Origin of the sequence: Aeromonas sp. Y311-2, assembly GCF_027706025.1 — a bacterium.
GTDB classification, from domain to species: domain Bacteria; phylum Pseudomonadota; class Gammaproteobacteria; order Enterobacterales; family Aeromonadaceae; genus Aeromonas; species Aeromonas veronii.
The window spans coordinates 80,583-92,912 of sequence record NZ_JAPDCL010000002.1 but is presented as its reverse complement, the minus strand read 5'-3'; the positions used below and the strand labels follow the sequence as shown (position 1 = coordinate 92,912).

10 protein-coding genes are annotated in these 12,330 nt (G+C 59.6%); 1 reads left to right on the top strand and 9 read right to left on the bottom strand.

The window, feature by feature from the left end; all coding sequences use genetic code 11:
- Positions 1-68 precede the first annotated feature (68 nt).
- A complete protein-coding gene (locus OKC42_RS02405; protein ID WP_270819032.1) occupies positions 69-908 on the top strand; it encodes a sterol desaturase family protein in 840 nt (279 codons plus the stop codon).
- A 111-nt stretch (positions 909-1,019) separates the two neighbouring features.
- On the opposite strand, the gene OKC42_RS02400 is transcribed toward OKC42_RS02405, so the two are convergent.
- The 9 genes from OKC42_RS02400 to tadA all read right to left on the bottom strand — a co-directional run bounded on the left by OKC42_RS02400 (position 1,020) and on the right by tadA (position 12,130).
- Entirely contained in the window at positions 1,020-2,435 is a 1,416-nt protein-coding gene (locus tag OKC42_RS02400; protein WP_270819031.1) for a basic amino acid/polyamine antiporter, read from the bottom strand.
- 9 nt (positions 2,436-2,444) lie between these two features.
- Positions 2,445-3,347, bottom strand: coding sequence for a homocysteine S-methyltransferase family protein (locus OKC42_RS02395; RefSeq protein ID WP_270819030.1), 903 nt, complete (start codon positions 3,345-3,347; stop codon positions 2,445-2,447).
- Between the two features lie 293 nt (positions 3,348-3,640).
- Positions 3,641-4,183, bottom strand: a complete 543-nt coding sequence (locus OKC42_RS02390; RefSeq protein WP_069555291.1) for a hypothetical protein — start codon at positions 4,181-4,183, stop codon at positions 3,641-3,643.
- A gap of 19 nt (positions 4,184-4,202) precedes the next feature.
- Positions 4,203-5,522, bottom strand: coding sequence for a hemolysin family protein (locus tag OKC42_RS02385; RefSeq protein WP_139406437.1), 1,320 nt, complete (start codon positions 5,520-5,522; stop codon positions 4,203-4,205).
- Between the two features lie 190 nt (positions 5,523-5,712).
- Positions 5,713-6,423 carry a phosphate signaling complex protein PhoU gene (phoU, locus tag OKC42_RS02380; RefSeq protein ID WP_005334097.1) on the bottom strand — a complete coding sequence of 237 codons (711 nt, stop codon included), beginning with the start codon at positions 6,421-6,423 and terminating at the stop codon, positions 5,713-5,715.
- Positions 6,424-6,508: 85 nt separating this feature from the next.
- Complete coding sequence (pstB, locus tag OKC42_RS02375) at positions 6,509-7,327, bottom strand: phosphate ABC transporter ATP-binding protein PstB (RefSeq protein ID WP_005334102.1); 819 nt, start codon at positions 7,325-7,327, stop codon at positions 6,509-6,511.
- 133 nt (positions 7,328-7,460) lie between these two features.
- Positions 7,461-9,110: a phosphate ABC transporter permease PstA gene (gene pstA, locus OKC42_RS02370; RefSeq protein WP_019446688.1), complete on the bottom strand. Its 1,650-nt coding sequence runs from the start codon at positions 9,108-9,110 to the stop codon at positions 7,461-7,463.
- A gap of 32 nt (positions 9,111-9,142) precedes the next feature.
- A complete protein-coding gene (locus OKC42_RS02365; RefSeq protein WP_201906323.1) occupies positions 9,143-11,380 on the bottom strand; it encodes an ABC transporter permease subunit in 2,238 nt (745 codons plus the stop codon).
- Between the two features lie 204 nt (positions 11,381-11,584).
- Complete coding sequence (gene tadA, locus OKC42_RS02360) at positions 11,585-12,130, bottom strand: tRNA adenosine(34) deaminase TadA (protein ID WP_265177584.1); 546 nt, start codon at positions 12,128-12,130, stop codon at positions 11,585-11,587.
- Between the last annotated feature and the right edge of the window lie 200 nt (positions 12,131-12,330).

Sequence of the window (12,330 nt, the reverse complement as noted above, 5' to 3'; positions counted from 1 at the left end):
AAATGTTAATGAAATATTAAATCCATCCTTTATGCTGGAGAGCAATTGCTCTGAATGGATGGCCGCATATGGATGTGCAACTGCTTCTGCTCTACCTCTCCCCGGTTTTTCTGGCCTTTATCGGCTGGGAGATGCTCTACCTGCGCAAACATGGCGCGGCCTTTCCCACCGCCACCTACCAGTGGCGGGATCTGTTCGCCAACGCCGCGCTGGCCCTGATGCACCAAGGGGGCGATGCGCTGGCGGCCATCTTTATTGCTTATCTGTATGACACCCTCTGGGGCTGGCGGTTGTTCGATATCGAGATGAATCTCTGGAGTGTGCTACTGCTGTTTCTGTTGCAGGATCTCTGCTACTGGCTGTTCCACTTCACCAGCCACCATGTGCGCTGGCTGTGGGCCTCCCACGTGGTGCATCACAGCTCGGAGCGGCTCAACCTCTCCACCGCTTTTCGCCAGAGCCTGATGTATCCCATCTCCGGCATGTGGCTGTTCTGGATCCCGATGATTGTCATCGGCTTCCCGCCTGAGGCGGTGGTCGCCACCGTGCTGCTGAGTCTGGGCTTCCAGTTTTTCGTCCACACCCAGGTGGTGGGCAAACTCGGCTGGCTTGAGTGGGTCTTCAACACCCCCTCCCACCACAGGGTGCACCACGCCAGCAACGCCAAATACATAGACCGCAACTTCGCCGGGGTGCTGATTATCTGGGATCGGCTGTTCGGTACCTTTGTCGAGGAAGATCCGGCAGAGCCGTGTCGCTTCGGCATCACCAAGCCGATCCACAGCTTCAACCCCCTCACCCTCACCTTCCACGAGTGGCGCGACATGCTGCATGACGCCCGTGGCCTGCCGTGGCGACAAAAACTCGCCGTGCTGTTTGGCAAACCGGCCGGACCAGCCAGACACTAGGCCTTCGCCCCGAATCGCAACTCCCGGATAGCAAGCCCCTGATAACCAGTCCCTGATAACAAGAAAGCGCCACTGTGGCGCTCTCTTTTATGGTCTGCCATATCTTCGGTGTCAAAGATGGGCGAACGACCAGACGGCGGGGATCAGGCTCAGCAAGGTCACTCCGGCCAATAGCCGTTCGCGGCCGCTCAGACAAAGATCTGCGCCCAGCTGACGACGGCTGTAGAGAAATAGCAGCAGACCCGGCCCGTAGAGCAGAAGCGACAGCAGTAGATACTCCACCCCGGCAGCATAAAGCAGCCAGAAGCCGTAACCGCTCGACACCAGTGCTACCGCCCGCATCAGACCGCGGCCCTGCCCGCCCTCCCCCTTCTTGCTGAACGAGAGCTTGAGCAGAAACAGCCCGATCAGCAGGTAGGGCACCAGGATCATCGAGGTGGAGATAAGCAGCAGGCTGGTGTAGCCCTTGCCGAGCAGCCACACCAGCAGCAGGCAAGTCTGCACCGTCAAGCTGGTGAGCCAGAGCGATGCGATAGGCGTCCCGTTGCGGTTCTGGCGCCGGAAGATAGCAGGAAACGCGCCGTGGCGTGCCGCGCTGAACGGCACCTCCGCCGAGAAGAGGGTCCAGCTCACATAGGAGGCGAGCACCGAGACGATAAGACCGAGGCTGATGAGCAACTTGCCCCATGAGCCGGTCATCTGGGCCATCAGCCCTGCCATGGAGGGGTTGGGCAGCGCCGCCAGCTCGGGCCGACTCAATATTCCGAGCGCCAGCACCGAGATAAGCACATAGAGCAGCAGCGCCAGCACCACGCCGAGCACAGTGGCCGTGCCCACATCCCGCCGGTTTCGGGCGCGGGCCGACAGCACCGCTGCCCCCTCGATACCGGTGAAGACCCAGAGAGTGATCAGCATGGTATTGCGCACCTGCTCGGAGACTGGCACCGCCAGGGTGCTGCCCTGCTGATCCGCCGCGAAAGTGACCGGATCGAACCAGTAGCAGGCGAACAGGATAAACAGCAGCAGCGGCAGGCTCTTGGCCAGGGTCGCCACCAGATTGAACAGCGCCGCCTGCTGCACGCCGCGGGCCACCAGCAGGTGCACCGCCCAAAGGATGCAGGACTCGCCGACAAACGCTGCCAGCGTGTTGCCCTCACCAAACCAGACCTGCTCCGGCGTATCGACGAAGCTGCCCAGCGCCGCAAAGGCAATGACCAGATAACCCACCACGCCGATGGTGGCGCAGAGCCAGTACCCCCAGGCGGAGAAGAAGCCCACCAGATCGCCAAAACCGGCGCGGGCGTAGCTGTAGATGCCGCCGTCGAGATCCGGTCTGAGTCGCGACAGATAGAGAAAACTCATGGCGAGCGCCAGGATGCCCACACCCGTCACGCCCCAGCCGATCAGCACAGCGCGCGCCCCCGCCACCTCGGCCATGTTCTGGGGCAGGCTGAAAATCCCCGCCCCCACCATGGAGCTGAATACCAGCGCGGTGAGGGACCAGAGCCCAATCTTGTTCTCTTTCATGGGTGCTCCTTAGCGCAACCGGCTGCTCAGCGCCTGAATATGCTCGGGGCCGATACCGCAGCAACCGCCGATCAAGTTCGCCCCAGCCCCGCGCCAGCGCTCGGCCCAGCCGAGATAATCCAGCGGCCCCAGATCGGCGCGGATCTCGTCCAGTCCGTCGTTGGCGGTGGCCTCTTTGGGCTGCGGCGGGAAAGCGTTGGCATAGGCTCCGAGGCGGATGTCGCTGCGACCCTCTGCCTGCAACGCAGCACTTGCCACCTTGAGCGCTCCCTCGATCACCTCGGGCTGACAGCAGTTGAACAGGATGGCATCGACTCCAGCCGCCACCAGCGCGGTCACCGCATCGGCGACTCGCTCGCCGGAGCGCAGTCGCGGCTCGTTGCCCGGCGCCTCATCTTCCAGCGTGAAGGAGACCCAGAACGGCTTACCATCGTCAGGCAACAGCGCTTTCAGGGTCAGTGGCTCGGCAATCAGGCTCATGGTCTCGGCCAGCCAGATATCCACATAAGGGGATAGCGCCCGAATAAGCGGCGTTGCCAGCTCGCTCACCCTGTCCGCCTTGAACAAGTCGGCACGGTAGGAGCCAAACAACGGTGGCAGAGAACCCGCCACCTGCACGGCGCCCTTCTGCTCGTCAGCCACCTCACGGGCTAGCTGACCAGCCAGCGCTGCCAACCCCTCCCCGTCGGCAAAGAAACGCTCATCGCCGATATGAAACGGCACCAGCGCATAGCTATTGGTAGTAATGACCCTGGCACCGCTCGCCACATAGGCCTGATGCACGTCACGCACCGTCTCTGGCGCCTCCATCAAGGCCAGCGCCGACCATTCGGGCTGACGAAACGGTGCCCCCCACCTTGCCAACTCGCGCCCCATGCCCCCATCCAGCACCCACAATTCCCTGGTTTCCATCTGTCGTGTCTCTTTGTTTTATGCGTTGTTTATTTGCGTATTTATCTGTTTGTTTTGTTGATCTGCGGTTTCACGCTGAATCGCTGCAGATCGTCCCGCTTCATCTTGGGAAGCCCTTTCATTATGCAGCCATAAAAACATATAGATGTTTAGATGGCCAAAACAAGATAAAACAAAGTGCCACGGGCGGCAATCAGTATCAGCAGAAATCAGCGTGCAAACGGCGAGGCAAACGCAGAAATGCAAGAGGCCACCCGAAGGTGGCCTCATCACTATCTTGATCCGCTGGCGACTTAACGCCCGGCCAGCACTCGCTTAATCTGTTTGACCCAGTCGGAAACCCGACCCTGCTGCGGCAGACCGCGCCAGATCTGCTCCCACTGGGCAGGGCTGAGAGGACGACCGAGGCGACGCTGCACACCCGCATAGAGGTAGTCATGGGCCGTGGTGGCCGCATGCTCGGAGGTGAGGAATTTGGAGACCGGATCGGTCAACCGTACATCCCGCATGCCGAGCAGCGGATAGTCGTTGTGCACCGCCGCCAGCATGGTCTCGCGCATGGCGGACTCGATGTAGCCACGGGCAAACAGAGCGGTCACCGACTCCAGCGAACCCTGATCCGGGCCGTGATACTGCTCGTCAAAGACCGGGCTCGGCTCGGCCATGCCACTTTGTACCACCGCATCGGGATCCGGCTGCGGCACGACCACGGCAGGCTTGGGAGCAACCGGCTTGGCTGCCACTGTGGCTTTGCGCGGCGCACTCTGACTACAGGCACCCAGTGCCAGGGCGAGCGCGACACAGGCCAGCGCACGGGAATGAGACTGCATCTTCATGACTCTTATGTCGCTCCTTTTACGATTCCTGAGCTGGCTTCTCGGCCATAGCCGGTTCGACCCGGGTAACCAGCAGCTGATCAATTTTGTAACTGTCGATATCCACCACTTCGAACTTGTAACCGGCATATTTGACCGAGTCAGTGCGCTTGGGGATCTTGCGCAGCATATACATGATAAAGCCGGCGATGGTCTCGTAGTTCTGGTTCTCTGGAAACTCTTCGATATCGAAGGCGCGCATCACGTCGGAGATGGGGGTGACCCCGTCCACCAGCCAGGAGTTCTCGTCGCGCTGGACGATCTGCTCTTCCACCACGTGGGTCGCCCACTCGCCCATGACGGTGCTCATCAGGTCGTTCATGGTGACGATCCCCACCACCAGCGCGTACTCGTTCATCACCACGGCAAAGTCGCCACGATGATTCTTGAAGTACTCCATCGCCTCATAGAGGTTCAAGGTATCGGGGATGATGATGACGTTCTGCACCAGGTTGCCACCGATCAGGTCGATGCTCTGGCCACCGATAACGCGGATCAGCAGCTCTTTGGCATCGACAAAGCCCTTGATGCTGTCGAGGTTGTGGTCACAGACCAGAAACTTGTTGTGGGGATGTTCGGCGATCTTCGCCTTGATGCTCTCTTCACTCTCTTGCAGGGTGAAGTAGATGAGGCTCTCGCGGGCCGTCATGGCAGAGGTGACACCAAGGGACTGCAACTCGAACACGTTCTCGATGAGCTGATGCTCCTCGCGCTGGATAACCCCCGCCTCGGCACCAGCATCCATCACCGCATAGATATCGTCGGAGGTGATCTCGTCGTTACGCACCGTGGAGACGCGCATCAGACGGAACAGGGAGTTCGCCAATCCGTTGAAGACCCACACCAGCGGCATCAGCACGGTGACGAAGAAGAGCATGGGGCGCACCACCACCACGGCAATCTGCTCGGGCATGGTCATGGCCAGACGCTTGGGCATCAGATCGGCGATCAGGATAAACATGCCGGTGACGAACACGAAGGAGGCTCCGGAGCTGATCTCGCCAAGCCAGGGCCCTTGGTAGAACTGGGAGACAATCCCCTTGATGGCGGGGTTGAGGGCAGACTCACCCAGGATACCGCCCAGAATGGCGACGGTATTGAGGCCAATCTGCACTACGGTGAAAAAGTTGCCCGGCTGGGCCTGCAGGGCCAGCACCTTTTCGGCCTGGCGATTACCTTCATCCGCCATTACCTGCAATTTGATTTTGCGAGACGCGGCGAGAGAGATCTCGGAGAGGGAGAAGAACACACTGCCGCCAACCAGCAGCATTAAAAAGAACAAACTATCGGCAAAACTCATGATTAACCTATTGCTACACCCGCCTTAGCACAAGACGGCAAACTGGGCCCGGGAGACCGGACCGTGAGCCCATCCGGGACTCACACAGGGGGAGTATTCTATCAGAAAACAGCCAGTTGGGGGCTTTATCTTACTCCGACCAGTTATGCAACAAAAAAGGCGCTTCACGCGCCTTTTTATTCACTTCCGGTTAGCCCTTGCCCAGCAAGGTGCCCAGATCATCCGCCTTGGTATGGCGCACATCCTTGCCTTTCACGTAGTAGACGATGTACTCGCAGATGTGCTGGCAACGATCGCCGACCCGCTCAATGGCCCGCGCCGCCCACAGAACGTTGAGGACCTGGGGGATGGTGCGGGGATCTTCCATCATGTAAGTCATTAGCTCGCGGATGATGGACTCGTACTCGCGGTCTACCTTGTCATCTTCCTTGTAGACCGCCAGCGCCGCGTCCAGATCCATGCGGGCGAAGGCGTCGAGCACATCGTGCAGCATCTTGATGGTGCGACGGCCCATGTTCTCCAGCGACACCAGCGGCGGCTGCGGCTTGTTGGCGTTGTCGGTCAGCATGCGGGCGATCTTGTCGGCCACATCGCCAATGCGCTCCAGATCGGTGATGGTCTTGATGATGGCCATCACCAGTCGCAGGTCGGAGGCAGTCGGCTGACGCTTGGCGATGATGCGGGTGCACTCCTCGTCAATCGCCACTTCCATCGCGTTGACCTTGTGGTCGTTGGCCACGATCTTGCGCGCCGCATCGAGATCCTGATCGTGGATCGCCGCGATGGCGTCGGTGAGCTGCTGCTCCACCAGACCGCCCATCACCAGCACCTGGTTGCGCACGCTCTCTAGCTCGGCATTGAACTGACCGGAGATGTGTTTATTGAGGTTCATATTGTCCATACAAATAATCCTTGATTGCTCCGATTATGCCTTAGCCGTTGAACCGACTGCCAATCTGTTTGCTGAGATTCATCCTCTCCTCTCCTTAGCCGTAACGACCGGTAATGTAATCTTCGGTCTTTTTCTTGGCCGGGGTGGTGAAAATGGTGTTGGTATCCGAGTACTCGATAAGCTCGCCCATATACATAAAGGCGGTCTGATCCGACACGCGCGCAGCCTGTTGCATGTTGTGGGTCACGATCACCACGGTGAACTGGCTCTTGAGCTCGTTGATCAGCTCCTCGATGGTGAGGGTAGAGATGGGATCGAGTGCCGAGGTCGGTTCATCGAGCAGCAACACTTCCGGCTCGATGGCGATGGCACGGGCAATCACCAGACGCTGCTGCTGACCACCGGAGAGACCGAAGGCGTTGTCATGCAGACGATCCTTCACCTCGTCCCACAGGGCCGCACCGCGCAGGGAGCGCTCGGCGGCCTCATCCAAGGTGCGGCGATCGTTGATCCCCTGCAGGCGCAGACCATAGACCACGTTTTCGTAGATGGACTTGGGGAACGGGTTCGGGCGCTGGAACACCATGCCCACCTGACGGCGCAGGGCGGAAACATCGACGCTCTTGTCATAGATGTTGTGGCCGTGCAGTTGAATTTCCCCCTCGATGCGGCAGATCTCCACCAGATCGTTCATCCGGTTGATGCAGCGCAGCAGGGTCGATTTGCCACAGCCTGACGGGCCGATAAAGGCGGTCACCTGCCCTTTGGGGATCTTCATGTTGACGTTGAACAACGCCTGCTTGCTGCCGTAGTACAGGTTGAGATCCTTCACCTCCAGCGCGGTCTGCTCCGGGGTCAGGTTGAGCAGGTCCAGCGCGGTGTGCTGGGTAGACGTGGTCGTTACGTTGATCATCTGTTACCTCAAAATCAATCTGGAGTGGCCGGACTGCTGCCGGCGCCCCTCACGTATTGGTGCAGAGAGATGGCGGCTCGCGCTCGGCCGCCCCTCTGTTATCTCACTCTTGTATCACTCATGCGGCGCCGGATTAATGCTCCAGCGACCGGAATTTCTCGCGCAAGTGGTTACGAATACCGATAGCGGTCAGGTTCAGACCCACGATCACCGTCACCAGCAGGAAGGAGGTGGCGTAGACCAGCGGGCGGGCCGCCTCGACGTTGGGGCTCTGGAAGCCGACGTCATAGATGTGGAAGCCCAGGTGCATGAACTTGCGCTCCACATGCAGATACGGGAAGTTGCCATCCATCGGCAGGGTCGGTGCCAGTTTCACCACCCCCACAAGCATCAGTGGCGCCACTTCACCGGCTGCACGGGCAATCGCCAGAATAAGGCCGGTCATGATGGCCGGGCTCGCCATCGGCAGCACGATGCGCCACAGGGTCTCGGCCTGGGTGGCGCCCAGTGCCAACGAGCCCTGACGGATGGTGCTCGGGATCCGCGCCAGCCCCTCCTCGGTGGAGACGATCACCACCGGCAGGGTCAGGATGGCCAGGGTCAGCGCCGACCAGATCACGCCGGGTGAGCCAAAGGTCGGGCTCGGCAGCGCTTCCGGGTAGAACAGCTGATCCAGCGAACCGCCGAGAGTGTAGACGAAGAAGCCCAGACCAAACACGCCGTAGACGATGGAGGGCACGCCCGCCAGGTTGATCACCGCGATGCGGATGATCTTGGTCAGGCTGTTCTTGCCCGCATATTCGTGCAGGTAGACTGCCGCTACCACCCCCAGCGGGGTCACGATGATCGCCATCAGGAACACCATGAAGACGGTGCCGAAGATGGCCGGGAACACCCCACCCTCGGTGTTGGCTTCACGGGGATCGTCAGAGACGAACTTGCCGATCTGGTGGAACCAGTGACCCACCTTGGCCAGCAGGCTCATGTCGTTGGGCCATACCACGTCCAGTACCTTGGACATCGGCATGGTCACCAGCTCGCCACGCATATCCTTGACGGTGATGGCGTCGCGGTCCGCTTGGCTACGCAGTGAGAAGAGCTCTTTTTCCAGCACCTGATAGCGATCGTTGAGGGCCTGACGCTCGCTGGCCAATTCGGCTTTGAGCTGATCGGTCAGCTTGTCATCCAGCTCGGCCTTGCGCTCTTTCAGGCGCAGCCGCTCCAGTTGATAGTTGATGCTGCCGATGTCCCCTTTTTGCAGATCGTTGGCCTGTTCTGAAAGGGCATTGGCTCGCGCCAGCACCCGCTGCAGGGCAGGATGCAGATCAGAGGTGAGCTCGCGGCCATCCTCTTTCACCCCGACGATATAGCCATAGAAGTTGCCGTTGGTGGCACGCTCAACCATGGCCAGCTCGGCTGGCTGGCTCTGGGACTTGATGTCCGTCTCCAGCACCCAGCGAAAATCGAGGTCAACGAACTCGCGGTTGCCGGTCTTGACCAGATAGCGGGTCAGCAGCTCGCGCTCTTCCCCTTCCAGTGGCAGACCTGCAGCGCGCAGTCGCTCCACCGGAACCTGCTCGCGATCGTTGATTTCGCCGATCAGTACGCTCTTGTTGCCACTGGCGTCTTCCAACTGCCACTCATAGATGGGGTGGGGCCAGAAGTAGACCAGACCACGCCAGCCGATCAGCAGCAGCAGACCCAGTACCGCTACCAGACTCAGGCTGACGGCACCGCCGGTCATCCAGATCCAGGGGGCCCCTGATTTAAACCACTTACCCATTGTCGATTCCTTGTCCATTACAGAGTCGCCCCTTACATCGAGCTGTATTTTTCACGCAACCGCTGACGGACAAACTCGGCCAGGGTGTTGAACAAAAAGGTGAACACAAACAGGACGAAGGCCGCGAGGAACAGTACCCGATAGTGGGAGCTGCCCACTTCCGATTCCGGCATCTCCACCGCGATGTTGGCGGCGAGGGTGCGCAGCCCCTGGAACATGGAGAAGTCCATGATTGGGGTGTTGCCGGTAGCCATCAGCACGATCATGGTCTCGCCCACGGCGCGGCCAAGGCCCATCATCACCGCCGAGAAGATGCCCGGGCTGGCCGTGAGGATCACCACCCGGCTCAGGGTCTGCCACGGGGTGGCCCCCAGCGCCAGCGAGCCCTGGGTCAGGTGCTTGGGCACCGAGAAGACAGCATCTTCAGCGATGGAGAAGATGGTGGGGATGACCGCAAAGCCCATGGCGATACCGACCACCAGCGAGTTGCGCTGGTCAAACTTGATGCCCATTTCGTGAGTCAGCCAGATGCGCGAATCGCCGTGCATAAAAGCATTCTCGATGAGCGGGCTCAGGGCGAAGGCCCCCCAGCCAATCAGCAGCAGCACCGGGATCAGCAGGATGGCGTGCCACCCCTCCGGCAGCAAGGACTTGCCGCGCTCCGGCAGATAGTTCCAGAGCAATGCAGTCAGCAACATCCCCATCGGCAGCAATATCAGCAGCAGGATCACCCCGGGCAACGCACCCTCGATGATCGGCGCCAGCCACAGACCCGCCAGGAAGCCCAAGATAACAGTCGGCAGCGCCGCCATGATCTCGACCGTCGGCTTGACGTATTTGCGCAGCCCCGCCGACATGAAGTAGGCGGTATAGATGGCACCGGCCACGCCGAGCGGCACAGCAAACACCATGGCGTAGAAAGAGGCTTTCAGAGTACCGAAGACCAGCGGCACCAAACTCAGCTTGGCTTCAAAGTCGTTGCTGGCGGAGGTGGATTGCCACACATACTGGGGCTCCGGATACCCTTCGTACCACACCTGTTGCCATAGGGCAGACCAGGTCACTTCGGGGTGCTCGTTCTCCACCGAGAAGAGCTTGAAGGTATTCCCTTGCTGCATCAGCAACAGGTTGTGACGGGGGGAGATGGCCAGAGCAGAGAGTTCGCCCCCTTCCACCGTCTCGGTCAACAGCTTGGTCTCGCCGGTGGCGTGGAAGAAGCTGATGATGCCGTCCTTGTCGGCACTGATGAAGCCTTTGCGAAAGTGCTCGGGAGTCAGCAGATCTACCGCGCCATCACCCTTGAAGTCACGAATTTGGGTGAACTGGCGTTTGCCATCCTTCGCCACTTCGAACCACTGGGAAATCACACCGTTGTCATTACCCACCAGCAGTGAAGAGGCGCCGGAGAGCAGCTGAACCCGGGTCACATTGGCGTTGGGGGCATTGATCTCCAGCACGTTGCGCAGGGATATTTCGCTCAGGTTATGAATGTCATAGACGGAGAGGCGATTGCCCTCGCGCACGAACAGGATCCGCAGATTGGGGGTTAGCAACATCTGATCCACATGGCGCGGCAGGGAGGGAATCGTATAGTTTTCACTGCTCCACTCAATCTCCCCGGAGATGAAATTCTCCTCACCGCTCATCACCGTCATCACACCACGACCATCTTCGGTCACGGCGGCGGTCGCCATCTTGTCCTTGGTGGCTTCGAACACCATCAGTTGCAGTGCCTTCCCTTGCGGGTCGATCACCACAGGCTCTTCGCCGAAGGGATATTGCAGGCTGGGCTCAATCACCCGCACATCGTTGGGATAGGAAACCTTGAACGCTGGCTGGACGACCTGCGCCTTGCCATCGGCAAAGCCGTAGGCGATCAGCCGCTGGCCAGGTGCCGGGGTCGCTACCGTGGTGATGTCACCAGCAACCTGGGCCTGACCCAGTGACTGGCCGACCTTGATCTTGTCATCTCCCTGCACCGCAAAGAAGTTGACCTGCCCTTTATCGCTGAAGCGATAGCCGATCTCGTTCTGCTCTTCCACGCCGAGCCAGGCGGTCTTCCCTGCGGCAGGCAGGGTAAACGAGGCGGTCGGCTCCATGGAGGCGCCATTGAAGATGGGTTTCACCACATAGAGCAGATAAAAGAAGATAAGCAGCAGCGCCACCAGTACCAGGGCTCCGCCTGTGGTGACGCCATATTTGGCCAATTTATCCTTGATCCGGCGTTTTCTACTGCCCGCCATGACCAGGTTTAACGATTCCGATGACATGCAAGACCTCAATGTAAGCTAGGCTTCGCGGCATTATATGGCGGTTGCATGACAGTTTTGTTACATCGAGAACGCTTTAACAGAGGTTGTTAGCGGAAAAATGGGCGGGGATCCCTTCGAAGGCGGGCGAGCGTAATATATTGTTTATAAAGGGATATTTATGCTGATAATCAGCAAGGGCAGCCTGCGCTGCCCCCGAATGATTCAGGAAAGGGTATCGTTTGATTGTTGCAGCGCCAGTTTGGCCGCCTTTTTCTCGGCGCGACGGCGCTTGAAGAAGGCCGACAACTGGGCCGAGCAGGCATCGGCCAGCACACCGCCGGTCAGCTCGACGCTGTGATTGTGGCGCGGGTCCTGCAAGATCTCGAACACCGATCCCGCGGCACCGGTCTTGAGGTCTCGGGCGCCGTAAACCACCCGCTTGACCCGGCTATGGATCAGCGCACCGGCACACATACAGCAGGGCTCCAGCGTCACATAAAGAGTGGTGTCGAGCAGCCGGTAGTTCGCCAGCTGCTTGCCCGCCGCCCGGATTGCCATCACCTCGGCATGAGCACAAGCGTCGTGTTCGCTGATGGAGCGGTTCCACCCCTCGCCCACCACCTGACCATCCAGCACCAGTACGGCACCGACCGGGATCTCGCCAATCCCTTCGGCCCGGGCAGCCAATGCCATGGCATGGCGCATCCACTGTTCGTCCTGCTCGGTCTGACTCGGTGTCTCTGGGACCTCTGATGGTTTCACGCCCATCCCCTCTTTATATTGTTCAATTGTGCAGTTTGCATTCCAGCTATCCATAACTGTCAGATAATTCCATAGATAGCTGGCATGATAGCTCGCGGTGACAGGGCGGCGATTATGCCAAATCTGCACGTCAGACCCAAGCCACATCCCGACTGAGCAATAAAGAAGCAATCGGCATCTCTATGATAAAAAAGGAGTTGCACCCG